Source organism: Kitasatospora sp. NPDC032121 (assembly GCF_055580145.1).
The window spans coordinates 40,588-65,340 of record NZ_JBVILX010000011.1; the positions used below are offsets into that span (position 1 = coordinate 40,588).

The window sequence follows — 24,753 nt, forward strand, 5'->3', positions numbered from 1 at the left end:
GCGTGTATGTGGCTTATTATTCCTCTTCCCCTTCCCCGCTATGGCCCCCCCCTCCCCCCCCCCCCCCCTCCCCCTCCTCCCCCCCCCCCCCCCCCCCCCCCCCCCCCCGCCCGCTCTATGGACCGGTCTCCGGACCTGTTGTTGCCATTTCGACTCGCCCCTTGCGGGCGGCCCGGCCGAGAACGGCCGGGCCGCCCACACCTTGTTGTTGCGGGAGGGGTGGGCGGCCCCGCCCCCGGCCTTGGCGTGGAGCAGACCGACGCGCGGCCGGGGGGGGTCAGCGGGCGGCGGCGCGTTGGAGGGCGCTGGCGAGGAGGGCGAGGTCGGTGGGGCCGTTGCCGAGTTCGCGGACCGGGCGGCGGGCCGGCGGGGCGCCGAGCTGCAGCGGGTCTATCGCGACGACGGTGGGCCGCAGGGTGGCGGTGCGCGGGATGCGGCCGCTGATCCGGGCGGTCTGGAAGGCGCTGACCCCGCCGTCGGGCAGGCGGAGGTAGCCGCGGCCGGGGGTGTCCTCGGGCAGGGCGGCCGCGTCGCCGAGGTGGATCAGCAGGTCGGAGTCGGCCGGGTCGTCGGTGCGCAGGGCGATCCGGAGCAGCGCGGCCTCGTCGACCTCGGTGCCGGCGCTGTCCTCCGGACGGCCGGTGGCGACGGCGAGGTGGACGCCGAGCGGCCCGCCCCGGCGGGCGACGGCGGCCAGCGCGCGGGCGAGCGGGCGGCCGGCGGGGGAGGTGGGGGAGAGCAGGGCGTCGTAGTCGTCGACGACGACGACCAGCCGGGCGGGTGCGGGCGCGGGGCCGGTCGGGCGGGGGCCCTCCGCGCTGCGCGGCGGGATGATCCGGGGCGTAGTGGCCGCCCCGCCACCCACGGCGGCGGGCACCGGGACCTTGGCGCGCTCCGCGTCCTCCTCCGGTCCGTCCAGGCTCTGTGCGTCCAGGATCCGTGCGGCGTGCCAGGACGCGAAGTCCAGTCCGTCGAACAGCCGCTCCCGCAGGGCGAGTTCGTCCTCCAGAGCCTCGGCCGCGAGCAGCGCGGCGCGCGGGTCGGCGGCGGCGTTGACCCGGCCGGTGACGTGCGGCAGTTCGGTGCAGCCGTCCAGTCCGTCCTGGCCGTCCGTGACGGCCCGGCCCTCGATGATGGTGACGGCCAGCCGCTCGGGCCGCTCGGAGACGGCGAGCGAGGCGACCAGGGTGCGCAGCAGCTCGGTCTTGCCGGAGCCGCGGGCGCCGCCGATCAGCAGGTGCGGGCCGCCCGGGTCGGGGGAGGGGAGGGTGAGTTCCGGGTCGGCCAGGTCGAGCGTGCAGAGCTCGTCCCGGGTGGTGCCGAGCAGGGCGGTGGCGGCGCCGATGCCGCCGGCGTGCGCCTCCCAGCGGGCGGACAGCTTGGCCGGGGTGACGGTGTCGAGCTGGAGCAGGTCGAGCAGCCGCAGGGCGTCGGGCAGCGGGCCGCGGACGGCCGGGGCGGCCTCGCGCAGCGGGGCGAGGACCCGGGCCAGCCGTTCGGCCCAGGCGTCCGAGACGGCGTCCAGCGAGACCTCGTGCAGGGTCTCCCGGCCGCGGGCGACCGGGCGGTCCAGTGAGAGCTGGGTGCCGACCTCGCCGGTGATCAGGGCGGTGGCGCCGAGGCCGCGGGGGAGCAGCTCGGGCTGTTCGGCGAGGCAGATCGGGAAGATGCCGACCGCCGGGCCCTGGCGCAGCAGCAGGTCGAGGGCCTGTCGGGCGGCCTCGCCGGCCGGGCGGCCGTCCACCACGACGACGGTGGCGGGCTGGCCGCCGAGGCCGCTGGGGCCGCTGAGCCGGGCGGTGAGCTCGGTCAGCCGGGCGGTGGCCTGCTCGTCGTCGAGGCCGATCAGCAGTCGGCAGTCCTGGCCGTCGACCGGGCGCAGGTGGGGCAGCCACAGGGCCCAGGCCCAGGTGTCGGCGCGTTCCTCGGCGGCGCGGGCCGGGTCGGCGTCGACCACGACCAGGCTGAGCCCGGTCGGCGGGTGCAGTGCGGCGAGCTGGGCGACGACGGCGCGGGTGAGCGCGTCCAGGCGTTCGCGCGGGCCGCTGAGGCCGAGGCTGCCGGCGGTCTGGAGGTCGAGGGTGACGGGGACGGCGGGGAGCATGGTGCCGGGGGTGGTGCCGGGGCCGCCGGGGCGGTCGGCGGTGCCGAGGCGCAGGGTGAGCGCGTCGGGGTGGCCGGGGCCGCGCTCCCAGAGCCGGGGGCCGGGGCCGACGGCGTTGAGCAGCAGGGTGGCGAGGTCGGGCCAGCGTTCGCGCTGGGCGGCGGTCTGGCGCAGCCGCACCGCGGCGTGGTGGCGTTCGGCGCTCTCCTGGGCGGGCGGCTCGGCGGCGCGGCCGGGCAGCAGGGAGAACAGGCCGCGGCTGCGGCCGGGCGCCGGTTCGGGGGCGGCGGGAGGCTCGACCACGGGCGGTGCGGGCCGGGCCGGGCCGGGGGCGGCGGCGAGCTGGAGGTGGCCGTGGCCGTCGGGGAGGGCGGCGCGGACGGCTCCGGCGGCCTCGGCCGGGTCGGGGGCGGTCACCTGGAGGGTGGACTCGCCGATCCGCAGCACGGCGCAGGGGTCCAGCGGGACGGCGGCTTCCGGCGGACCGGGCGGGACGAGCCGGCCGTCCAGGGTGGTGCCGTTGGTGGAGCCGAGGTCGCGCACGGAGATCCGGCCGTCCTCGCCGAGGTGCAGGGAGAGGTGCAGCCGGGAGACGTCCGGGTCGTCGAGCGGGACGTCGGCCTCGGCGGAGCGGCCGACCCGGATCTCCCGGCCGTGCAGCCGGTGGACGCCGCCGGCGTCGGGGCCGCCGACCACGCGCAGTTCGGCGGCGGCGGGGGTGTCGTCGGGGTCGTCGGCGGTCGGGTCGGGCTCGTTCAGGCTGAGGACGGCGCCGTCGAGCAGCGGGGGGTGGCCGAGCAGGGTGTGCTCGTCGACCCGGTGCGCCCCGGCGTACAGGTGCACGTGGGTGGCGGCCCGCGGCCCGCGCACGCCCACGGCGCCGGCGAGCGCGCCCGCGATGGCGCCGAGCGCGGTGCCGACGGGCGCGGTGACCAGCACGTCCACGTAGGGGATGGCGGAGCCGGCGGCGGACGGGCCGCTGCGCGGTCGGAGGACGGTCAGCCGGATCTGCATCTCGCCCGCGGGTCCCTTCTGCTGGTGTGAAGCCTGGTACCGCTGCCCGGGGCCGTGGGCACCGTTGGGCCACACGAGTGGCGAGTGTCCATCCTGCCATCCGTCGAGGACGGTCCGCGCACCGTACCGGATTTGACGATCTTGCGATCATCGCCGTGGCGGGGGCGACGGGGAGTCAGGTCGACCGCCCTCTCGCGAAGTGCCCAGGGACCTTCCCTAGGGGATCTCCCCCAACCCTTCCCCAGACCGTACGGATGGCCTGTCGAGCACCCCGAAATCCCGAACGGACACCGTTAGAGTGGCCGCAGACACGGGCCCGGCAGGCTCACCGCACCGGCGGAGGAGCGCCCCGCGCGGGCGGCACGGCGAGGAGTGCGACAGGTGCGGCCAGTCGGCAGCAAATATCTGCTGGATGAGACCCTCGGGCGGGGTGCGACCGGGACCGTCTGGCGCGGCGTGGTGCGCGAGGACGTCCAGGTGCCGGGCTGCGTGCCCGGGCAGCGGGTCGCGATCAAGGTGCTGCGCGAGGAGCTGGCCGCCGACCCGGACGTGGTGATGCGCTTCCTGCGCGAGCGCTCGCTGCTGCTGCGGCTGACCCACCCCAACATCGTGCGGGTCCGCGACCTGGTCGTCGAGGGCGAGCTGCTGGCCCTGGTGATGGACCTGGTGGAGGGCCCCGACCTGGCCCGCTACCTGCGTGCCAACGGCCCGTTCAGCCCGATCGCGGGCGCCCTGCTGATGGCCCAGGTCGCGGACGCGCTGGCGGCCAGCCACGCGGACGGGATCGTCCACCGGGACCTCAAGCCGGCCAACGTGCTGCTCGCCTCCACCGTGGTGGACGGCGCCGAGCGGATGCACCCGCTGCTGACCGACTTCGGCATCGCCAGGCTCGCCGACTCCCCGGGCGTCACCCGCACCCACGAGTTCGTCGGCACCCCCGCCTACGTCGCGCCGGAGTCCGCCGAGGGCCGTCCGCAGACCTCCGCGGTGGACGTGTACGGCGCCGGGATCATGCTGTACGAGCTGGTCACCGGCCGCCAGCCGTTCCAGGGCGACAGCGCGCTCGCCGTGCTCCAGGCGCACCTGGCCCAGGAGCCGCAGCGGCCCAGCACCATGCCCGAACCGCTCTGGACGGTGATCGAGCGCTGCCTGCGCAAGGACCCGGCCCAGCGGCCCGGCGCCACCTCGCTGGCCCACGCGCTGCGGGTGGTCGCGGCCGGCGTCGGCGTGCACGCCTCCCCGGTGGCGGTGGACGAGGCGCTGGCGGTCGGCGCCCTGCTGCTGCCGGACCCGCAGCCCACCGCCGTCCCCTCCACCGGATCGCCGCTGCCGCCCGCGACGCTGCCGGGCGCCATGGCCGCCGCGCCGGCGGCCCCGGGCGCCGAGGACCACACCCAGGTGCTGCCGTCGACGCCGCCGCAGTACGACCCGGCCGCGGCGACCCGGGTGATGGGCACCCAGCCGCCGCCGGCGCCCCCGCAGGGCGCCCCGGACCGCACCCGGGTGATGCCGCCCGCCGCCGTGCCGCCGCCCCCGCCCGCGGCGCCGCCGCAGGAGGAGGCGCCGCACCCGTGGCAGACCCAGCTGCGCGCGGCGCGGGACCGCAACCAGCAGACCCAGGTCGGCTACTTCGGTCCGGAGGACTACGAGGACCTCCCGCAGCCGCAGGTCGCCCCGCCGCCGTTCCAGGCCGGGCAGGGCGGACACCCCGGCCACCCCGGCCAGGGCGCCCCGGGCGGCCGCCCCGGGCCGCAGCAGCCCGGCGGCTACCGCCAGTCCCCGCCCCCGCCCGGCTACGCCCAGCGCCCGCCGGTGGCCCCGCCGCCGTACCAGGCGGGCCCGGGCGGTCAGGGCGGTCAGGGCGGTCAGGGTGGTCAGGGTGGCGGCCGACCCGGCCAGGGCGGCCGTCCGCAGCCGCCCGGCGGCTACCGGCAGGCCCCCGCCGGGTACGGGCAGTCGCAGGGCGGCTACCCGCCGCCGCCCGCGCCCACCCCGGTGCCGCGCCGGGCCGAGCCGCCCGCGCCGCAGTACCGCGAGGCCCCGCCGCAGCGCCGCGAGGAGCCGCCGGCACCGGCCCGCCGTGAGCCCGCGCCGGCCCGCGAGCCGCGCCCGCGCAGCCGCAACCGGATGTACATCCCGGGGCTCGGCTGCCTCAAGGGCTGCCTGATGGTGCTGCTGGTGCTGGCCGTGGCCGGGGTGGCGCTGTGGAACTTCACGCCGCTGCCGCAGTACTGGGACAACGTCGTGGGCTGGTTCGACTCGGCGCGCGGCTGGGTGAACAGCCTCTTCGGCAAGTAGCGCCGTCCGGACCGGCACGAATGCGGATCCGGACCGGCGCGAACGCGGATCCGGGCCGGGGCCTGAGCCGATCCGGGCTCAGGTCCGTCCCGGACGGCAATATTGACGCTATGTCGACAATTCGAGAGATTTCTCGGCCGGGACTCCCGCTCAGGGCCCCCCGGGCGGCCCCCGCGGGGCCTCCGGACGCGTAGGTTGGTCGCTGTTGTCCCGCCCCACCGAGCGCGCCGGACCCCCGGAGCGCTCCCGCGCCGCCCACGGAGCAGCATTGGCACGCAAGATCGGCAGCCGGTACACCGTCCACCAGGTGATCGGCCGGGGTTCGGCCGGGACGGTCTGGCTCGGCGAGGGGCCCGATGGCCCGGTGGCGGTCAAGCTGCTGCGCGAGGACCTCGCCGCCGACCAGGTGCTGGTCGGCCGCTTCGTCCAGGAGCGCACCGCGCTGACCAGCCTCGACCACCCCCGGGTGGTCGGTGTGCGCGACATGGTGGTGGACGGCAGCGACCTCGCCCTGGTGATGGAGCTCGTCCAGGGCACCGACCTGCGCTCCCGGCTGGAACGGGACGGCGCGCTGGCGCCGCAGACCGCCGCCTCGATCATCGCCGACGTCGCCGACGGCCTGGCCGCCGCGCACGCCGCCGGCATCGTCCACCGCGACGTCAAGCCGGAGAACGTCCTGCTCGACCTCGCAGCCGCCCCCGGACCGGGCGGCGCCCCGCGCGCCAAGCTCACCGACTTCGGCGTGGCCCGCCTGGTCGACGCCCCGCGCCGCACCCGGGCCACCCGGATCATCGGCACCCCCGACTACCTCGCCCCCGAGATCATCGAGGGCCTGGAGCCGCGCGCCGCCGTCGACATCTACGCCCTCGCCACCGTGCTGTACGAGCTGCTGGCCGGCTTCACCCCGTTCGGCGGCGGCCACACCGGCGCGGTGCTGCGCCGGCACGTCACCGAGCAGGTCCCGCCGATCCCGGGCCTGCCGGACGGGCTGTGGCGGATCATCTCGGAGTGCCTGGCGAAAGCCCCCGCGTCCCGGCTGCGCGCAGCCGAGCTGGCCGCCCGGCTGCGCGAGCAGCTGCCCTCGCTGGCCGGTCTGCCGGTGCTCGCCGTGCCCGGCCAGGGCCGCGCCCCCGCCGAGGAGCAGCTGAGCCCCGGCGAGGCCGTCTACGCCGAGATCGACGCCGCCCCCGGCACCCACAAGCGCCGGCGCGGCCCGGCCGTCCCGCTGGTGCCCGGCGCGGCCCCGGACTCCACCCGGGACACCCACACCAGCCTGCGCCGCCCGTCCGCCGACGAGCTGGCCGCGTACGCGCTCGAGTCCCGCGCCCAGCGCGTCGCCCCGGGCCACCGCCGGGACCGCCAGGCCCTGCTGCGCCGCCGCCGGCTGCTGGCCGTGCTGATCGCCACCGTGCTGCTGCTGGCGGGCGCCGCCGCGGCCTGGACGGCCTTCGCGGCCACCGTCCCGGACGGCGGCCACCCGACCCGTCCGGCGGTGTCGGGCACGGCCCCGCGGGCGCCGTAGCCGCGGCCGCGGCCGCATCCGTACGACGACGGTGACCGCGCCCGTGACTCCGGGGAAATCGGGGGTGTCGTCATGACCACTCCCGGAACCATTACCCTGGGGGCGTGGCAGCCGTCGATCCTTCCGAAGAGCTCAAGAACCTCGATACGACCATGGGGTCGATCGAGGCCGTCCTCGACCTGGACAAGATCCGGGCCGACATCGCGGTCCTGGAGGAGGAGGCAGCCGCCCCCACCCTGTGGGACGACGTCGCGAACGCGCAGAAGGTGACCAGCCGGCTCTCCTTCCTCCAGGGCGAACTGCGCCGGGTCGAGGGCCTGCGCAGCCGCATCGACGACCTGGGCGTGCTGTTCGAGCTCGCCGAGGCCGAGGACGACGCGGACACCCGCGCCGAGGCCGAGGTCGAGCTCGTCGCCCTCCAGAAGGCGGTCGAGGAGCTGGAGGTCCGCACCCTCCTGTCCGGCGAGTACGACGCCCGCGAGGCGCTGATCAACATCCGTGCCGAGGCCGGTGGCGTGGACGCCGCCGACTTCGCCGAGCAGCTCATGCGCATGTACCTGCGCTGGGCCGAGCGGCACGGGTACCCCACCGAGGTGTACGACACCTCGTACGCCGAAGAGGCCGGCATCAAGTCCGCGACCTTCACCGTGAAGGCGCCGTACGCCTACGGCACCCTCTCGGTCGAGCAGGGCACCCACCGCCTGGTCCGCATCTCCCCGTTCGACAACCAGGGCCGCCGGCAGACCTCCTTCGCCGGCGTCGAGGTCCTCCCGGTCGTCGAGCAGGCCGACCACGTCGACATCGACGAGGGCGACCTGCGGGTGGACGTCTACCGCGCCTCCGGCCCCGGCGGCCAGGGCGTCAACACCACCGACTCGGCGGTGCGCATCACGCACCTCCCGACCGGCATCGTGGTCTCCTGCCAGAACGAGCGCTCGCAGATCCAGAACAAGGCGTCCGCGATGAACGTCCTCCAGGCCAAGCTGCTGGAGCGGCGCCGCCAGGAGGAGAAGGCGGCGATGGACGCGCTCAAGGACAGCGGCAGCTCCTGGGGCAACCAGATGCGCTCCTACGTGCTGCACCCGTACCAGATGGTGAAGGACGTCCGCACCGCGTTCGAGGCCGGCAACCCGCAGGCCGTGCTGGACGGCGACATCGACGGCTTCATCGAGGCCGGAATCCGCTGGCGCAAGCAGCGCGAGACCAGCGCCGAGTAAGTCACCGCGTAGTCACCGAACGACGCAGAAGGCCCCCGACCGCAGCGGTCGGGGGCCTTCCCGTGTGTCCGGAAGGGTCAGGCCAGTGCCTGCCGGGCGATCAGCGCCACCGCGAGCAGGCCGGCCAGCAGGGCCAGCAGCATCGCGGGGGAGAGCGCGGCGAACGGGCTCTGCTGCTCCTGAAGTCGGGCCCGGTTGGCCCGGCACACCGGGCAACGCCCGTCGCTGACGCGGCCGTTGCAGTTGGCGCACACCAGATGGTCGCAGGTCATGCGATCTCCTCCTCGCTGCTATTGCCAACGCACCGGACGGGGCTTTGGTTCCATGCGCTGCCCTGTACGGGGGAGCGGCCGTGACACGGTCGCCCCTCCACTCTGCCAGGTTCCGGCGGTTCCGGCTCCCGGGCTGTGAGATGCCCCCTGATATTCGGGACATAAGCGGACATTCTCTCCCATGGTCGGGTCGTTGTCACGGGCGGTCCCTGCGGGCCGGTCGCCGATTCGCGTATGGTCCGAGTCCGGGAGCGGCCCTCTGCGCTCCTTTCGCCCGCCCCCGGGCCGGGCCTCCGGGGCGGACCGACCGAGGACTGGCGCCGCCTAGGATGGCCTCCGTGATGCAGCCGTGATCAGATTCGACAACGTCTCCAAGACCTATCCCAAGCAGAACCGTCCCGCCCTGGACAACGTCTCGCTGGAGATCGAGAAGGGTGAGTTCGTCTTCCTGGTCGGCTCGTCCGGCTCGGGAAAGTCCACCTTCCTGCGCCTGTGCCTGCGCGAGGAGCGCCCCAGCACCGGTGCGGTGCACGTCCTGGGCAAGGACCTCGGCAAGCTGTCCAACTGGAAGGTGCCGCACATGCGCCGCCAGCTGGGCACCGTCTTCCAGGACTTCCGCCTGCTGCCGAACAAGACGGTCGCGCAGAACGTCGCCTTCGCCCTCGAGGTGATCGGCAAGCCCAAGAGCGCCATCAACAAGGTGGTGCCCGAGGTGCTGGAGCTGGTCGGCCTCGGCGGCAAGGAGGACCGCATGCCGGGCGAGCTGTCCGGTGGTGAGCAGCAGCGCGTGGCGATCGCCCGCGCCTTCGTGAACCGCCCGATGCTGCTCATCGCGGACGAGCCCACGGGCAACCTCGACCCGCAGAACTCGGTCGGCATCATGAAGCTGCTCGACCGCATCAACCGCACCGGCACCACGGTGCTGATGGCCACCCACGACCAGGCCATCGTCGACCAGATGCGCAAGCGCGTCATCGAGCTCGACAAGGGGCTGCTCGTCCGCGACCAGGCCCGCGGCGTCTACGGGTACCAGCACTGACCGACCGGCGCTGACCCGTAGGGCCGTCGGCCCGGCCCGCCAGACCAGAGCAGTACCGACCCTGGAGTTGTTTCCGCATGCGTGCCCAGTTCGTCCTGTCGGAGATCGGTGTGGGTCTCCGACGCAACCTGACCATGACCATCGCGGTCGTGGTCAGTGTCGCGCTCTCCCTCGCCCTCGCCGGTTCCTCGCTCCTGGTCCGCGACCAGGTGAACTCCATGAAGGGGTACTGGTACGACAAGGTCGAGGTGAGCATCTACTTCTGCACCAAGGCGGACGCCCGGAACTCGCCCCAGTGCGACAAGGGCGCGGCCACCGACCAGCAGGTCCAGGACATCAAGGACCAGCTGGACAAGATGACCTCGGTGGTCCAGTCCTCGACCTACGAGAGCTCGGCCGAGGCGTACAAGCACTGGAAGGAGATGAACCCGGACAACCCGCTCATCTCCGTCCTGGGCCCGGACGCCATGCCGCAGTCCTGGCGGGTCAAGCTCAACGACCCGACCAAGTACGACGTGATCCAGAGCGCCTTCGCCGGCAAGCCGGGCGTCAAGTCGGTCGAGGACCAGCGGAAGATCCTGGAGAACCTGTTCGGCCTGCTGAACGGCCTCCAGACGGCGGCCTTCGTGATCATGGTGCTGATGCTGTTCGTCGCCCTGCTGCTGATCGTCAACACTGTCCGGGTGTCGGCGTACAGCCGACGGCGCGAGACCGGGATCATGCGCCTGGTCGGTGCCTCGAACTTCTACGTCCAGATGCCGTTCATCGCCGAGGCGGCCTTCTCGGCGCTGCTCGGCGCGGTGATGGCCTCCGGGCTGCTGATCGGCGGGCACTTCTTCGTCCAGAACTGGCTGGCCGACCGGGTGCAGTTCATCCACTTCATCGGGCTCGGCTCGGTGCTCGCGGTGATACCGCTGCTGATCGTGGTGGGTATGGGCATGGCCGGTGTCGCGGCGTTCTTCACGCTGCGCAAGTACCTCAAGGTCTGATCCCGGACCGCCTCGACGGCCCCGGACGGCACTGCGCCGTCCGGGGCCGTCGGCGTTCCGGGGGTCTTCGTTCCGGTTCGTCCCGTGCGGAGCGGTGTCTACACTCCGGTGCCATGCTGCAAACTCCGCGCAGGGCCCGCCAGGTGGCCGCGCTCAGCCTGGTGTTCGGCGCCGTGCTGCTGGCCGGCGCGGCCACCGGGGCCTGGGGCGACCCGGGCGACCCGCCGCACCACCCCTCCGCCGACACCGTCCGGGCCGGCGGCGGGCTCCCGGCGGACCCGGCCGGCGCCGCCCTGTCCGAGCAGCAGGCCGAGCACCTGCTGGCGGCCGGCGGCGACCGCTGGGGCGCGTACTACAGCGCCCAGGAGTACGCGGAGTTCAGCCAGGGCCTGGACGGCCGGTACCCGGGCGTCGGCCTCTCGGTCGGCCGCGGCCAGGACGGCGTCACCGAGGTCTCCCAGGTCGCGCCGGGCGGCCCGGCCGCCACGGCCGGGATCGCCCCCGGCGACCGGCTCGTGCGGATCGGCGGGGACCAGGCCGACCACCTGCCGGTCACCGAGGTGGTCGCGCGGCTGCGCGGCCAGGGCGAGGAGCGCCGGGCGGGCTCCGAGGTCACCCTGGCCGTCCGGCGCGGTGAGGGGCAGGAGCGCGAACTGCGGCTGCGGCGCGTGCTGCTGGACAGCCGGCAGGTCACCGCGGAGCAGCTGGGCAAGGGTGTGCTGCGGGTGACCGTGCGCGCCTTCACCAGCGGCGTGGCCGACCAGGTGCGCGCCGCCCTGCGCGCCCCGCACACCGGCGTGGTGCTCGATCTGCGCGCCAACTCCGGCGGGTTGGTCGACGAGGCGGCCGAGACCGCCGGGATCTTCCTGGACGGCGGAGCGGTCGGCTCGTACCAGGAGCGCGGCGGGACCAGGGAGTTGACCGCCCCGCCCGGCGGCGACCAGCGCACCCCGCTGGTGCTGCTGGTGGACGGCGGCACGATGAGCGCCGCCGAACTGCTGGCCGGCGCCCTCCAGGACCGCAGCCGCGCCGTGGTGGTGGGCTCGCGGACCTTCGGCAAGGGCACCGTCCAGCAGCCCAGCCGGCTCGCCGACGGCGCCGTGCTGGAACTGACCGTCGGCCGCTACTACACCCCGGCCGGCCGCTCCCTGGACGGCACCGGCCTCACCCCCGACGTCCCGGCGGGATCGGGCGAGGAGGCCGACGCCCTCGCCCTGCGGGTCCTCTCGGGGCTCGGCACCCGCGCCTGAAGCCCGGCGCCCGGCCCAAAAGCAGCTGCCCGATCCGGCGTCGAAGTGCGAGAATGGCCGCGCTATGGCAAAGGAAACCGGACAGAAGCTGATCGCGCAGAACAAGAAGGCGCGACACGAGTACACGATCCTCGACACCTACGAGTGCGGCCTCGTGCTCACCGGCACCGAGGTCAAGTCACTGCGCGAGGGGCGGGCCAACCTGGTCGACGGCTACGCCTACATCCAGAACCACGAGGCGTGGATCGACAACGTCTTCATCCCCGAGTACACCCAGGGGACGTGGACCAACCACGCGGCCCGGCGCAAGCGCAAGCTGCTGCTGCACAAGCTGGAGATCCGCAAGATCGAGACCAAGGTCCGCGACGCGGGTCACACCCTGGTCCCGCTCTCGCTGTACTTCAAGGACGGCCGGGTGAAGCTCGAACTGGCGCTCGCGGTCGGCAAGAAGCTCTACGACAAGCGCCAGACGCTGCGCGAGAAGCAGGACACCCGCGAGACGGCCCGCGCGGTGGCGGCGGCACGCCGGCGCCAGGGTTAATCCGCTGGACCCTCGCCCGTCGCCTCGCGTACTATGGCGCAAGCAACACGGACGATCACCGTCCGAGCTGTTTCTCAACAAAACATGGGGATGATCGGTTTCGACAGGGGATGTTGAAACAGGGGAAGCGAGCCGAGGAACGCGGCAATGATCTCGTTAACCACGTGTCGCAAAAAAATAATCGCCAACACTAAGCGCGATTCCCAGCAGTTCGCTCTCGCTGCCTAATAAGCACCGATAGCGCTTGGGTGTCAGACCGGGGGGTTCCCGACCCGGACCCTGGCATAATCTAGGGAACTCAACCGTCCGCCCGGGCTGCGAGGGCGGATGGGAAATCAAACAGCAGCTGGGCCTGTTGGCGGCTTGTCCGTGTGACCGCCAGGGCCGAGAAAAGCACAGCGGACTGCGCTCGGAGAAGCCCTGAATTGACTCCACTGGACCCGGGTTCGATTCCCGGCATCTCCACCACCCCATGTTCACACCGAAGGCCGTTCTCCGCTCCAGGCGGAGGGCGGCCTTCGATTTTTGTACGTTCCGGAGCAGCGCGGCCGGGGGGTCGCGGCGTAGGATCATCCGTCCGCTCGTTTTCCGGAGCCGGATTCCGCCGCAACCACCGAGGCCATGCAGAGCAACACGGACACCACCCCCACGGCCGATCACGAGACCGTCCGCACGCGCGAGATCGCCGGTGAGCAGCAGCACCTCGACACCGTCTACCACCGGTTGGAGGAGAAGCTCGCCGAGGCCGAGTACATCCTGGAGGACGCCGCCAAGCGGGTCCAGGTCGGCACCCCCGGCGCGCTCGCCGAACGCGACGCCCAGGTCTACCGGGCCGGCGCCCACCTCCAGCGCCTGAACAGCGAGTTCGAGGACTTCCTGTTCGGCCGGATCGACCTCCAGCGGGCCGACGCGCCGGAGGAGCACGGCATCCCGTCGAACACCCCGCTCGACCCGGCCGACCCGGCCGTCGCCGAGACCCTCCACATCGGCCGCCTCGGCGTGCTGGACGCCGAGTACGGTCCGCTGGTGATCGACTGGCGCGCGCCCGCCGCCGCCCCGTTCTACCGCGCCACCCCCGTCGAGCCGGGCCGGGTGATCCGCCGCCGGGTGATCCGCTCCAAGGGTCGCAAGGTGATCGGCGTCGAGGACGACCTGCTGCGCCCCGACCTCACCCCCACCCTGGACGGCGAGGAGCTGGCCGTGGTCGGCGACGGCGCGCTGATGGCCTCGCTGGGCCGCGCCCGCAGCCACTCGATGCGCGACATCGTCTCCTCCATCCAGAGGGAGCAGGACGAGGTGATCCGCGCCGCCGCCGCGGGCGCCACCCTGGTCACCGGCGGCCCCGGCACCGGCAAGACCGCCGTCGCCCTGCACCGCGCCGCCTACCTGCTCTACCAGGACCGCCGCCGCTACGCCGGGGGCATCCTGGTGGTCTCGCCGACCCCGCTGCTGGTGTCCTACACCGAGGGCGTGCTGCCCGCGCTGGGCGAGGAGGGCCAGGTCGCCATCCGGGCGGTCGGCTCGCTGGTGGACGGCATCGAGGCGGGCACCTACGACACCCCCGAGGCGGCCCGAGTCAAGGGCTCGGCCCGGATGGTGCACCTGCTGCGCCGGGCCGCCCGCGCGGCGCTGGAGCTGGGCGCGCCGCAGGAGCTGAAGGTCGTCGCCCGCGGCGAGGTGCTGAAGCTGGACGCCTCCCGGCTGAAGGCCGTGCGCGGCAACGTGGTGGGCTCCGGCGGCACCCCGCTGAACCTGCTGCGCCCGCGCGCCCGCAGGCTGCTGCTGGACGCCCTGTGGCAGCAGGCCACCCGGGACCTGCCGAAGCCCACTGACCACTACGCCCGGGAGCAGCGCCAGGAGGAGAAGGAGTCCTTCGACGAGTACGTCTCGGACGAGGCGTCGTTCCTGGGCTTCCTGGACGCCTGGTGGCCGGCGCTGACCCCGCGCGGGGTGCTCGGCACGCTGCGCCAGCACCGGCACATCAACCGGATCGCCCGCCGCGCCGTCACCCCGGACGAGGCCAGGCTGCTGGCCGCCTCCTGGCGCCACCTGTCCGCGCAGGGCGAGGGCGCGCTGTCCGCGCACGACGTCGCGCTGGTCGACGAGCTCCAGGTGCTGCTCGGCGAGCCGGCCCGCCCGAAGGTCCGCGAGGTGGACGCGGTGGACCTGCTGAGCGGCCTGGATGAGGTCACCACCTTCGCCGACCGCAGCACCCGCCAGCGGGACCGCCAGCCGGTCGAGCGCAAGGAGTACGCGCACGTCATCGTGGACGAGGCGCAGGACCTCACCCCGATGCAGTGGCGGATGATCGGCCGCCGGTCCCGGATGGCCACCTGGACGATCGTCGGCGACCCGGCGCAGTCCTCCTGGCCGTTCCCGCAGGAGGCCCAGGCCGCGCTGGACGAGGTGCTCTCCGGCAAGCCGCGTCGCCGCTTCACGCTGACCGTGAACTACCGCAACCCGGCCGAGATCGCCGAGGTCGCGGCGAAGGTGTTGGCGCTGGCCGCGCCGGGCACCCCGTCGCCGAGCGCGGTGCGCCACGTCGGTGTGGAGCCGCGCTTCGCGGCCACCACCGACCCCTCGCCGGAGGCCTTCGGCAAGGCCGCCCGGGCCGAGCTGGAGCGGCTGCTGGCCGAGGTGGACGGCACCGTGGCGATCGTTGTGCCGATGGACCGCCGGGAGGAGGCGGCCGGCTGGGTCGAGGGCCTGGGCGAGCGCGTGGTGGCGCTGGGCAGCCTGGAGGCCAAGGGCCTGGAGTACGACGCGACGGTGGTGGCCGACCCGACCGGCATCGCCGGCGAGTCGGAGGCCGGCCTGCGGGTGCTGTACGTGGCGCTGACCCGCGCGACCCAGCGGCTGACCGTGCTCTCCGGACCGGACGACCTGCCGGACGCGGCCGGCGTGCCCGCGCTGCTGCACGGCTGACGGTTCCCGAGGCCCACGGAAGAAGGCCCCCCACCGGATGGTGAGGGGCCTTCAGACGTTTAGTACACCGACCCGCCATGCTCGCCTCGCGGCAAGTGGTCCCTCGAAGGGACGAAGGTTGGGCCCGGGGGCTTGGATCGAGCCGGTGCCTGTCCAATGTAACGCATCGGCCGGGAGAGGCAAGGAGTGAGCGGGGGAGAGCGAGGGCCGCCGGACGGGATTGTCGGATCCGCACACTCAATGAACGTTATTTCTGGCTTCCCCCAGGAAGGTGCGACGATCGAGGTCTAGCACGCGTAGGCGATGCCTTCAACAAAATGTTGAGCCTGCGGGACGGACGGAAGAAGGAAGCGTCGATGGCGACGGTGCCCAGTGTCTCCAACTCGATCACGGTACGGCTGGAGGTCCCGGCCCGGGGCAACGCCGTCAGTGCGATCACCACGGCCGTGGAGTCCTCCGGCGGTTCGGTGACCGGTCTCGACGTCACCGCCTCCGGCCTGGAGGCGCTGCGGATCGACGTCACGGTGGCGGCCTCCTCGGTCGCGCACGGCGAGGAGATCGTCGAGAAGCTGCGCGCCATCGACGGCGTGTCGATCGGCAAGGTCTCGGACCGCACCTTCCTGATGCACCTCGGCGGCAAGATCGAGATGTCCTCCAAGCTGCCGATCCGCAACCGTGACGACCTCAGCATGATCTACACCCCGGGTGTCGCCCGCGTCTGCATGGCGATCGCGGAGAACCCCGAGGACGCCCGCCGCCTGACCATCAAGCGCAACAGCGTCGCCGTGGTCACCGACGGCTCGGCGGTGCTGGGCCTGGGCAACATCGGCCCGGAGGCCGCGCTGCCGGTCATGGAGGGCAAGGCGGCCCTGTTCAAGCGCTTCGCCGGGATCGACGCCTGGCCGATCTGCCTGGACACCCAGGACACCGACGAGATCGTCGCCATCGTCAAGGCGATCGCCCCGGGCTTCGCGGGGATCAACCTGGAGGACATCTCCGCGCCGCGCTGCTTCGAGATCGAGGCCCGGCTGCGCGAGGCCCTGGACATCCCGGTCTTCCACGACGACCAGCACGGCACCGCGATCGTGGTGCTGGCCGCCCTCACCAACGCGCTGAAGGTGGTCGGCAAGGAGATCGGCGACATCCGCGTGGTGATGTCCGGCGCCGGCGCCGCCGGCACCGCGATCCTCAAGCTGCTGATGGCGGCCGGCGTCGAGCACGCCACCGTGGCGGACGTGCACGGCGTGGTCCACCTGGGCCGCGAGGACCTCACCGAGAGCCTGCGCTGGATCGCCGAGCACACCAACCGCTCGGGCCGCACCGGCACCCTCAAGGAGGCCGTGGCGGGCGCCGACGTCTTCATCGGCGTCTCGGCCCCGAACGTCCTGGACGGCGACGACCTGGCCACCATGGCCGAGGACGCGATCGTCTTCGCGCTGGCCAACCCGGACCCGGAGGTCGACCCGGCCATCGCCCGGCAGACCGCCGCCGTGGTCGCCACCGGCCGCAGCGACTTCCCGAACCAGATCAACAACGTGCTGGTCTTCCCGGGCGTCTTCCGCGGCCTGCTGGACGCCCAGAGCCGCACCGTCAACACCGAGATGATGATCGCCGCCGCCCGGGCGCTGGCCACCACCGTGGCCGACGACGAGCTGAACGCCAACTACATCATCCCGAGCGTGTTCCACAAGGACGTGGCCAAGACCGTCGCCTCCGCGGTGCGCGAGGCGGCCCTCGCGGGGGCCCAGGAGGCCCCGGCGCCGGCCCGTCCGACCCCCGGCATCGTCGGCACCCTCGACACCGCCGCGTTCCCCACCGTCAAGCTCTGACGGCCGGATCGGGCGACGTGTCGTAGACCGCTCAAATGTACGAATAGTGAGCATACCTGCCCAGCCCGCCCCGAACCCTTGCGACACAAGGGCGAGGGGCGTGTTTGGGCTTGTCAGTCGTAGGGCGTACCGTAGCCCTGCACGGGGCAGGCGTGTCCGACAAGTACGGAACGTCCCCCTGGTCTTCCGGCGTGTCCTCCCGACCGCCGCCCGCGCCCGGTCCGCCGGAGCCGACGGAGCGTCACACCTCCAACGGGCGGGCGATGTTCGGGCGGCTGGGCCGGGGCCCGATTGGCTTTCTCGGGGCCGGTCGGGGCAGGATTCGTATCCAGGCGGGCGGGCGGGCCTTCGACGGCTCCGGCGCGCGGCATCGGGTGCGGACCCGGCCTGCGACCACGCATTGCCTGCATGAGCACAGTGTGCGGACCTGCGGCCCATCCGGGTGCCCCCCGGTGGGAGCACCGATGGGCCCCCGCGCACCGCAAGCGAACAGACCACAGGAGTACACATGAACCGCAGTGAGCTGGTGGCCGCGCTGTCCGAGCGCGCCGAGGTGACCCGCAAGGACGCCGACGCCGTTCTGGCCGCCTTCGCCGAGATCGTCGGCGAGGTCGTCGCCAAGGGCGACGAGAAGGTCACCATCCCCGGTTTCCTGACCTTCGAGCGCACCCACCGCGCTGCCCGCACCGCCCGCAACCCGCAGACCGGCGAGCCGATCCAGATCGCCGCGGGCTACAGCGCCAAGGTGAGCGCCGGCTCCAAGCTGAAGGAAGCCGCCAAGGGCGCTGCCTGAGCCACCCCTTGAACGCCCGAGAGGCCGGGCTCCCCGCTGGGGAGCCCGGCCTCTCGCCGTTGTACCGGGGCTGTGTCTGTCAGGAGTCGGCGCTGGGGAGCCCGGCCTCTCGCCGTTGTACCGGGGCTGTGTCTGCCAGGAGTCGGCGCTGGGGAGCCCGGCCTCTCGCCGTTGTACCGGGGCTGTGTCTGTCAGGAGTCGGCGCTGGGGAGCCCGGCCTCTCGCCGTCGTGTCAGGACCGTCAGGCCTCGACCAGCTGCTCGCTGGGCAGCTCGACGTGGGCGCCGAGGTCCCGCAGCTTGTCCATGAAGTTCTCGTAGCCGCGGTTGATCAGGTCGATGCCGTGCACGGTCGAGGTGCCCTCGGCCGCCAGCGCCGCGATCAGGTACGAGAAGCCGCCGCGCAGGTCCGGGATGACCAGCTCGGAGCCGATCAGCTTGGACGGGCCGGAGACGACCGCGGAGTGCAGGAAGTTGCGGGCGCCGAAGCGGCACGGGGTGGCGCCCAGGCACTCGCGGTAGAGCTGGATGTGCGCGCCCATCTGGTTCAGCGCGCCGGTGAAGCCGAGCCGCGACTCGTACACCGTCTCGTGGATGATCGACAGGCCGGTGGCCTGGGTCAGCGCGACCACCAGCGGCTGCTGCCAGTCGGTCTGGAAGCCCGGGTGCACGTCGGTCTCCAGGGCGATGGCCTTGAGCTCGCCGCCCGGGTGCCAGAAGCGGATGCCCTCGTCGTCCACCTCGAAGGCGCCGCCGACCTTCCGGAAGGTGTTCAGGAAGGTCATCATCTCCAGCTGGCGGGCGCCGCGGACGTAGATGTCGCCCTTGGTGGCCAGCGCCGCGCAGGCCCAGGAGGCCGCCTCCAGGCGGTCCGGCAGCGCGCGGTGGTTGTAGCCGTTCAGCTCGTCCACACCGGTGATCAGGATCGTCCGGTCGGTGCCCAGCGTGATGATCGCACCCATCTTCTGCAGCACGCAGATCAGATCGACGATCTCCGGCTCGATGGCCGCGTTGCGCAGCTCGGTGACGCCCTCGGCGAGGACGGCGGTGAGCAGCACCTGCTCGGTCGCGCCGACCGAGGGGTACGGCAGCTCGATCTTGGTGCCGCGCAGCCGCTGCGGGGCGACCAGGTAGGTGCCCTGCGGGTGCTTCTCGATGGTGGCGCCGAACTGGCGCAGCACCTCGAAGTGGAAGTCGACGGGGCGGCCGCCGATGTCGCAGCCGCCGAGGCCGGGGATGAAGGCGTGGCCGAGGCGGTGCAGCAGCGGGCCGCAGAACAGGATCGGGATCCGCGAGGAGCCGGCGTGCGCGTCGATGTCGGCGACATTGGCGCTCTCGACGTGCGAGGGGTCGAGGATCAGCTCGCCGTCCTCGTCACCGGTGCGCACGGTCACGCCGTGCAGCTGCAGCAGGCCGCGGACCACCTTGACGTCACGGATGTCCGGGACGTTGCGCAGTCTGCTGGGGCCCTGCCCGAGGAGGGCGGCGACCATGGCCTTGGGCACCAGGTTCTTCGCACCGCGGACGCGGATCTCGCCTTCGAGCGGGTTTCCGCCATGGACCAGCAGGACGTCGTCGGTCATCGTTCTCGCAATCCGGGGTGCCAGAGGAGTGGGGAAGGGGGCTCCGGGAGAGAGCCGGTGGTGGACCGGTCGTACGGGCGCGCTCGGACCCCCGGCGAAACCGAGTCGGCACCGTGAAGGGCGTCCACCAGACGTAGATGGTAGTAGGCGCGCCGTTGGTTCCCGTGAGCCTCTCCCGTGATGGTGCTCTCTCCGTGCCCGCGCCCGCCCCCCGGTACGGCCGTACGGGTGTTCGTCGCGGTGGCCGGTTTCCGGGCGTTGCGGTGTCCGAGCGGTGCCGTTCTGCGGGATCATGTGGGCATGACGGCGGCCCATTCGCACGGAGGCCGGTCCCACACCGGCAGTCTGCTCGTCGCGACGCCCCTGCTCACCGACCCGAACTTCGCGCGGGCGGTGGTGCTGCTCCTCGACCACGACGTCGAGGGGGCGCTCGGCGTGGTCCTCAACCGGCCGACACCGGTCGAGGTGGGAAGTGTGCTGGACGGCTGGAACAGACTCGTCGGACAGCCCGCCGTGGTGTTCCAGGGCGGCCCGGTGGCGCTGGACTCGGCGCTCGGCCTCGCGGTGGCCCCGGGGGAGCCCGGCACCGGCGAGCCGCTCGGCTGGCGCCGGGTGCACGGCGCGATCGGTCTGGTGGACCTGGAGGCGCCGCCCGAGGTGCTGGCCGGCGAGCTGGGCAGCCTGCGGATCTTCGCCGGGTACGCCGGCTGGTCGCCGGGGCAGCTGGAGGCGGAGCTGGAGAGCGGCGCCTGGTACCTGGTGGACTGCGAGCCCGGGGACGTCTCCAGCCCCGAGCCGGAGCGGCTCTGGCGCTCGGTTCTGCGCCGCCAGCGGGGCCCGCTCGCCCTGCTGGCGACCTACCCGGACGACCCGACGATGAACTGAGCCGACCGGCCCGGTGCGGCGACACTGGCCGGGTTTCCGGGGGCGCCCATAGACTTGGCACCCATGAGCACTCTTGAGCCCGAGCGCGGCCTCGGCACCGGCACCCTGGTCGAGCCCGTCCCGCAGGTGTCCAACGGGGACGGCGACCACGAGCGCTTCGCGCACTACGTCCAGAAGGACAAGATCATGGAGAGCGCGCTCTCCGGGTCTCCCGTGGTGGCGCTCTGCGGCAAGGTGTGGGTGCCCGGTCGCGACCCGAAGAAGTACCCGGTCTGCCCGATGTGCAAGGAGATCTACGACGGCATCGGCAAGCCGCAGGGCGGCGACGGCGACGGCGGCGGCAAGTAGTCCGCGGCGCTCCGCGCGACGCCGTTTTGCATAGCACCCGGTTTCCTGGGTGGTCTATGCCAATCGGCCCAGGCGTGGGCAGGATGTCGGAATGGACCTCATTCCCGCACCTTCGAGTGCCGCCCGCCGCCCGGACGAGGACTATCCGCTCGACGCCATCACGACGCTGACCGCACCCCCCGCGCTGGCGGACGCCGAGCGCTGGCTGCGGGCCGCCCTGTCCGCCGCCACCGGGCTGCCGCTCGGCCCGGGCCGGCCGGGCGCTGGCATCGAGCTGGTGCAGGACGCGACGCTCGCCGCCGAGGCGTACCGGCTCACGGTGCGCCCCGGCCACGCCCTGCTCGCCGCGGGAGGGCCGGCGGGCGCGTTGTGGGGCGCGCAGACCCTGCGGCAGCTGCTCGGGCCGGACGCCTACCGGCGGTCGCCGCTGCGCCGCGAGGGCTGGGTGCTGCCCGGTGCCGACATCGAGGACGCCCCCCGGTTCGGCTGGCGCGGCGCGCTGCTCGACGTTGCCCGGCACTTCCTGCCCAAGTCGGACGTGCTGCGCTTCGTCGACCTGCTGGCCGCGCACAAGCTGAACGTGCTGCACCTGCACCTGACCGACGACCAGGGGTGGCGGGTCGAGATCAAGCGCTACCCGAGGCTGACCGAGCGCGGTGCCTGGCGGGACCGCTCCATGGTCGGCTACCGGGCCGGGCAGCGCCGCGACGACCGCCCGCACGGCGGCTACTACACCCAGGACGACCTGCGCGAGATCGTCGCCTACGCGGCCGCCCGCGGGGTCACCGTCGTCCCGGAGATCGACCTGCCCGGCCACACCCAGGCCGCCGTCGCCGCCTACCCCGAGCTGGGCAACACCGACGTGGTGGACACCGCCGCGCTCGGGGTCTGGACCGACTGGGGGGTGAGCCACAACGTGCTCAACGCCTCCGAGGAGACCCTGCGCTTCTTCGAGGGCGTGCTGGAGGAGGTCCTGGAGCTCTTCCCGTCCGAGTTCGTCCACCTCGGCGGCGACGAGTGCCCCAAGGAGCAGTGGAAGGACAGCGCCGCCGCGCAGGCCCGGATCCGCGAGCTGGGCCTGGCCAACGAGGACGAGCTGCAGAGCCACCTCATCCGGCACTTCGACCGCTGGCTGGCCGAGCGCGGCCGCCGGCTGATCGGCTGGGACGAGATCCTGGAGGGCGGGCTCGCCCCGGGCGCCGCCGTCTCCTCCTGGCGCGGCTTCGGCGGCGGGATCGCCGCCGCGAAGGCCGGGCACGACGTGGTGATGTGCCCCGAGCAGCACGTCTACTTCGACCACCGGCAGGCGGACGGACCGGACGAGCCGATCCCGGTCGGCTTCGTGCGCACGCTGGAGGACGTCTACCGGTTCGAGCCGGTCCCCGCGCAGCTGGACGAGACCGCCGCCCGGCACGTGATCGGCACCCAGGCCAACCTGTGGAGCGAGTTCATGGACAGCGCCAGGGACATCGACTACCGGGCCTTCCCCCGGCTGGTCGCCTTCGCCGAGGTCGCCTGGTCCGAGCTGCCCGCCGCGCCGGCCGAGCGGGACTACGCCGGTTTCGAGCAGCGGTTGACGACCCACCTGAAGGTGTTGGACGCGCTCGGCGTCGAGTACCGCCCGGCGGACGGGCCGCACCCCTGGCAGCGCTGGCCCGGAGTGGCCGGCCGGCCGATCGAGGGCCCTCCGCCGGTGCGCTAGTCCTACTCACCGGGAACTTCTGAGCGGTCATCCGACGTCAAGAACTGATGAACATCTGCCCTGGCCCGTAGCGGGACGGGGCAGATACCGCCCGGTATCAGTCCCAATCGGGCAGTCCCGTTCACCGGTCCCGAGATGATCATCGAGCATTGTGTGCCAGAGTTGCCCAACCCGGCCCGATCGCCCGTACCCTACGGGCCAGGCCGGGCTGCTGACGCAGGACGGCACGGCCGAAGGCCGGCGGGCGGCAGGCGATCGATGAGCAAGTGGAGCACGGTGGGACCCAGGTGAACCGGACGATCATGCTGCCGGCCTCCCTCGACGAGGCCGTCGACGCGCTGGCCGCCGCCCCGGCCGCGGTACCGGTGGCCGGAGCCACCGACCTGATGGAGGCCGTCAACGCCGGCCGACTGCGCCCCGCCGCCCTGGTCGGCCTCGGCCGGATCACCGAACTGCGCGGCTGGCGCTACGAGGACGGCGGCACCGCCGTCCTCGGCGCCGGACTCACCCACGCCCGGATGGACCGCCCCGACTTCGCCGCGCTCATCCCCGCGCTCGCCGACGCGGCCCGCACGGCCGGCCCGCCGCAGGTCCGCAACGTCGGCACCCTCGGCGGGAACATCGTCACCGCCGCCGCCGCGGGCGACACCCTCCCGGTGCTCACCGCGCTGGAGGCCAGCGTCACCCTGGCCCGGGCCGGGGGCACCCGCGAGGTGCCGGTCAGTCACCTGCTCACCGGGCTCGACCCGGTGCGCCCCGGCGAACTGCTCACCTGGGTGCGCGTCCCGCTGCTGCACGCCCCGCAGGTCTTCCTCAAGGCCACCGGCCGCAGCGGCCCGGCCCGCGCCACCGCCTCCGTCGCCCTCGTCCTCGACCCGGCCCGGCGCTCGGTGCGCTGCGCCGTCGGTGCCGTCGCGCCGGTGCCGCTGCGCCCGCTCGAGGCCGAGGCCTGGGTGGCCGGCTGCATCGACTGGGACGGCAGCCGGGAGATCGACCCGGCCGCGACCGCCGCCTTCGGCGAGTACGTGGCCGGCGCCTGCGTCCCCGACAACTACGGCGCCGAGGGCGCCTGGGAGGCCGTGACCGAGGGGCCGACCGCGGCCGCCGTTCGGCTGCGGCGTACCGTATCGGTGCTGGCCCGACGGGCACTGGGAAGGGCGCTGAAGTGACCACAGACCCCATCGAGACCCTCGACGCCGACCCGCTCGGCCTCTCCCCGCAGGTCAGCCGCGAGCTGCGCCCGTGCGCCTCGTACACGCTGCGGGTCAACGGTTTCGAACGGCCCGTCACCGACGCCTGGATCGGCGAGAGCCTGCTCTACGTGCTGCGCGAGCGGCTCGGCCTGGCCGGCGCCAAGGACGGCTGCGAGCAGGGCGAGTGCGGGGCCTGCTCGGTGCAGGTGGACGGCCAGCTGGTGGCCGGCTGCCTGGTGCCCGCGGCACTGGCCGCCGACAGCGAGATCAACACCGTCGAGGGCCTGTCGGCCGCCGGCGGCGCGAGCGACGTCCAGCAGGCGCTGGCCGCCTCCGGCGCCGTCCAGTGCGGCTACTGCACCCCGGGCATGGCGATGGCGGTGCACGACCTGCTCCAGCGCAACCACCGGCCCACCGAGGTGGAGGCCCGCCAGGCGCTGTGCGGCAACCTCTGCCGCTGCACCGGCTACCGGGGCGTGCTGGCCGCCGTCCAGACCGTCGCGGACGCCCGCGCGCTGGACACCGAGGAGGCCGAGGAGACCGCGCAGGCGGTCGAGACCACCGCCGAGGCGCCGGTCGAGCCGGTCGCCGAGCCGTCCGCGCAGGCGCCCGTCGAACCCGGGCACGCCGTCGAGCCGCCGGTCTACGCCGACGCCGGGGCCTGGATCGAGCACGTCCCCCAGCAGGCCGCCCCCCAGCAGCCCGTCGAGCAGTCCCACCCGGTCGCCCACCCCGTGGAGCAGCACGCCGCGGAGCAGCACGCCGCGGCGCAGCACCTCGTCGGGCAGCAGCCCGTCGATCGGCACCCCGTCGACCGGGCCCCGGCCGGGCTGCCCTACGGCGACCCCCAGGGCGGGTACGACAGCGGCGTGTACGACACCACCGTGCTGGCCCCGATCCGGGACGGCATCCCCGCCCAGGCCGCCGACGACCAGGTGTACTACCCGCCCCAGGGCTACCCCGAGCAGCCGTACCAGGCCACCCCCGCGCACGGCACCCACCTGCCCTTCCCGGACGGCCACCAGCAGCAGAGCGGCTACGACACCGGGTACGACGCCCCGGTCTACGAGTCCACCCCCGCGCACGGAACCCCGCTGCCCGGCGCCGTCTACGACGGCACGCCGCCGCACGGCACCCCGTACGCCGCCCCGCACCCGCACGGTGCCCCGGCCGAGGGCGGCGCCCCGGCCGGAGTCCCGTACGGCGCCACCCCCGCCCACGGCATCCGGCTCCCCGAGGACGACCACGCA

At 73.6% G+C, this 24,753-nt stretch carries 17 protein-coding genes, 1 other RNA gene and 1 pseudogene; 16 read left to right on the forward strand and 3 right to left on the reverse strand.

The features are described from left to right. Positions 1–277: 277 nt before the first annotated feature. The gene (locus ACZ5OX_RS25190; protein WP_465633182.1) at positions 278–3,118 is read right to left on the reverse strand and encodes an FtsK/SpoIIIE domain-containing protein; all 2,841 of its coding nucleotides are present in this window, start codon (positions 3,116–3,118) and stop codon (positions 278–280) included. A gap of 381 nt (positions 3,119–3,499) precedes the next feature. On the opposite strand from ACZ5OX_RS25190, the gene ACZ5OX_RS25195 reads away from it, so the two are divergent. From ACZ5OX_RS25195 to prfB, 3 genes are all read left to right on the forward strand, one after another. Next, on the forward strand, positions 3,500–5,416 hold the full coding sequence (locus tag ACZ5OX_RS25195; RefSeq protein WP_465633183.1) for a serine/threonine-protein kinase: 1,917 nt from the start codon (positions 3,500–3,502) through the stop codon (positions 5,414–5,416). Positions 5,417–5,684: 268 nt separating this feature from the next. Beyond that, a complete protein-coding gene (locus tag ACZ5OX_RS25200; RefSeq protein ID WP_465633184.1) occupies positions 5,685–6,938 on the forward strand; it encodes a serine/threonine-protein kinase in 1,254 nt (417 codons plus the stop codon). 104 nt (positions 6,939–7,042) lie between these two features. Continuing rightward, a complete protein-coding gene (prfB, locus tag ACZ5OX_RS25205) occupies positions 7,043–8,155 on the forward strand; it encodes a peptide chain release factor 2 (protein ID WP_449792199.1) in 1,113 nt (370 codons plus the stop codon). Positions 8,156–8,232: 77 nt separating this feature from the next. Here the strand turns inward: prfB and ACZ5OX_RS25210 are convergent, their stop codons facing one another. Then, positions 8,233–8,427: a hypothetical protein gene (locus ACZ5OX_RS25210; protein WP_359904255.1), complete on the reverse strand. Its 195-nt coding sequence runs from the start codon at positions 8,425–8,427 to the stop codon at positions 8,233–8,235. Positions 8,428–8,776: 349 nt separating this feature from the next. On the opposite strand from ACZ5OX_RS25210, the gene ftsE reads away from it, so the two are divergent. The 8 genes from ftsE to ACZ5OX_RS25250 all read left to right on the forward strand — a co-directional run bounded on the left by ftsE (position 8,777) and on the right by ACZ5OX_RS25250 (position 17,793). Beyond that, on the forward strand, positions 8,777–9,466 hold the full coding sequence (ftsE, locus tag ACZ5OX_RS25215; RefSeq protein WP_030059730.1) for a cell division ATP-binding protein FtsE: 690 nt from the start codon (positions 8,777–8,779) through the stop codon (positions 9,464–9,466). A 77-nt stretch (positions 9,467–9,543) separates the two neighbouring features. Then, a complete protein-coding gene (ftsX, locus tag ACZ5OX_RS25220) occupies positions 9,544–10,455 on the forward strand; it encodes a permease-like cell division protein FtsX (RefSeq protein WP_396304070.1) in 912 nt (303 codons plus the stop codon). 113 nt (positions 10,456–10,568) lie between these two features. Next, positions 10,569–11,705, forward strand: a complete 1,137-nt coding sequence (locus ACZ5OX_RS25225; RefSeq protein WP_465633187.1) for a S41 family peptidase — start codon at positions 10,569–10,571, stop codon at positions 11,703–11,705. Positions 11,706–11,769: 64 nt separating this feature from the next. Continuing rightward, positions 11,770–12,246 (forward strand): SsrA-binding protein SmpB, encoded by a 477-nt coding sequence (smpB, locus tag ACZ5OX_RS25230; protein ID WP_045695776.1) that lies wholly within the window; start codon positions 11,770–11,772, stop codon positions 12,244–12,246. Positions 12,247–12,332: 86 nt separating this feature from the next. Continuing rightward, positions 12,333–12,714, forward strand: a transfer-messenger RNA (tmRNA) gene (gene ssrA, locus ACZ5OX_RS25235). Positions 12,715–12,867: 153 nt separating this feature from the next. Beyond that, positions 12,868–15,171, forward strand: coding sequence for a HelD family protein (locus ACZ5OX_RS25240; protein WP_465633189.1), 2,304 nt, complete (start codon positions 12,868–12,870; stop codon positions 15,169–15,171). A gap of 356 nt (positions 15,172–15,527) precedes the next feature. Next, complete coding sequence (locus tag ACZ5OX_RS25245) at positions 15,528–17,000, forward strand: NAD-dependent malic enzyme (RefSeq protein ID WP_449792196.1); 1,473 nt, start codon at positions 15,528–15,530, stop codon at positions 16,998–17,000. Between the two features lie 508 nt (positions 17,001–17,508). Beyond that, the gene (locus ACZ5OX_RS25250) at positions 17,509–17,793 is read left to right on the forward strand and encodes an HU family DNA-binding protein (protein ID WP_030242980.1); all 285 of its coding nucleotides are present in this window, start codon (positions 17,509–17,511) and stop codon (positions 17,791–17,793) included. Between the two features lie 241 nt (positions 17,794–18,034). Here ACZ5OX_RS25250 and murA read toward each other — a convergent pair whose 3' ends face one another. Further along, positions 18,035–19,375: a UDP-N-acetylglucosamine 1-carboxyvinyltransferase gene (gene murA, locus ACZ5OX_RS25255; RefSeq protein ID WP_392880932.1), complete on the reverse strand. Its 1,341-nt coding sequence runs from the start codon at positions 19,373–19,375 to the stop codon at positions 18,035–18,037. Between the two features lie 300 nt (positions 19,376–19,675). On the opposite strand from murA, the gene ACZ5OX_RS25260 reads away from it, so the two are divergent. The 5 genes and pseudogenes from ACZ5OX_RS25260 to ACZ5OX_RS25280 form a co-directional block, all read left to right on the forward strand. Continuing rightward, positions 19,676–20,260 (forward strand): YqgE/AlgH family protein, encoded by a 585-nt coding sequence (locus tag ACZ5OX_RS25260; protein ID WP_465633192.1) that lies wholly within the window; start codon positions 19,676–19,678, stop codon positions 20,258–20,260. Between the two features lie 63 nt (positions 20,261–20,323). Next, on the forward strand, positions 20,324–20,608 hold the full coding sequence (locus tag ACZ5OX_RS25265; protein WP_465633193.1) for a DUF3039 domain-containing protein: 285 nt from the start codon (positions 20,324–20,326) through the stop codon (positions 20,606–20,608). Between the two features lie 91 nt (positions 20,609–20,699). Further along, entirely contained in the window at positions 20,700–22,310 is a 1,611-nt protein-coding gene (locus tag ACZ5OX_RS25270) for a beta-N-acetylhexosaminidase (RefSeq protein ID WP_465633195.1), read from the forward strand. A gap of 302 nt (positions 22,311–22,612) precedes the next feature. Beyond that, the gene (locus tag ACZ5OX_RS25275) at positions 22,613–23,479 is read left to right on the forward strand and encodes an FAD binding domain-containing protein (RefSeq protein WP_392881353.1); all 867 of its coding nucleotides are present in this window, start codon (positions 22,613–22,615) and stop codon (positions 23,477–23,479) included. A 71-nt stretch (positions 23,480–23,550) separates the two neighbouring features. Beyond that, a pseudogene (locus ACZ5OX_RS25280) lies at positions 23,551–24,007 on the forward strand ((2Fe-2S)-binding protein); the annotation flags it as partial. Positions 24,008–24,753: the final 746 nt, after the last annotated feature.

What these genes read in the sequence shown, in the direction of transcription:
- ACZ5OX_RS25190 (WP_465633182.1), bottom strand. Translation starts at nt 3,118, where the DNA reads ATGCAGATCCGGCTGACCGTCCTCCGACCGCGCAGCGGCCCGTCCGCC.
- ACZ5OX_RS25210 (WP_359904255.1), bottom strand. Translation starts at nt 8,427, where the DNA reads ATGACCTGCGACCATCTGGTGTGCGCCAACTGCAACGGCCGCGTCAGC.
- ftsX (WP_396304070.1), top strand. Translation starts at nt 9,544, where the DNA reads ATGCGTGCCCAGTTCGTCCTGTCGGAGATCGGTGTGGGTCTCCGACGC.
- ACZ5OX_RS25225 (WP_465633187.1), top strand. Translation starts at nt 10,569, where the DNA reads ATGCTGCAAACTCCGCGCAGGGCCCGCCAGGTGGCCGCGCTCAGCCTG.
- smpB (WP_045695776.1), top strand. Translation starts at nt 11,770, where the DNA reads ATGGCAAAGGAAACCGGACAGAAGCTGATCGCGCAGAACAAGAAGGCG.
- ACZ5OX_RS25240 (WP_465633189.1), top strand. Translation starts at nt 12,868, where the DNA reads ATGCAGAGCAACACGGACACCACCCCCACGGCCGATCACGAGACCGTC.
- ACZ5OX_RS25245 (WP_449792196.1), top strand. Translation starts at nt 15,528, where the DNA reads ATGGCGACGGTGCCCAGTGTCTCCAACTCGATCACGGTACGGCTGGAG.
- ACZ5OX_RS25250 (WP_030242980.1), top strand. Translation starts at nt 17,509, where the DNA reads ATGAACCGCAGTGAGCTGGTGGCCGCGCTGTCCGAGCGCGCCGAGGTG.
- murA (WP_392880932.1), bottom strand. Translation starts at nt 19,375, where the DNA reads ATGACCGACGACGTCCTGCTGGTCCATGGCGGAAACCCGCTCGAAGGC.
- ACZ5OX_RS25260 (WP_465633192.1), top strand. Translation starts at nt 19,676, where the DNA reads ATGACGGCGGCCCATTCGCACGGAGGCCGGTCCCACACCGGCAGTCTG.
- ACZ5OX_RS25265 (WP_465633193.1), top strand. Translation starts at nt 20,324, where the DNA reads ATGAGCACTCTTGAGCCCGAGCGCGGCCTCGGCACCGGCACCCTGGTC.
- ACZ5OX_RS25270 (WP_465633195.1), top strand. Translation starts at nt 20,700, where the DNA reads ATGGACCTCATTCCCGCACCTTCGAGTGCCGCCCGCCGCCCGGACGAG.
- ACZ5OX_RS25275 (WP_392881353.1), top strand. Translation starts at nt 22,613, where the DNA reads ATGCTGCCGGCCTCCCTCGACGAGGCCGTCGACGCGCTGGCCGCCGCC.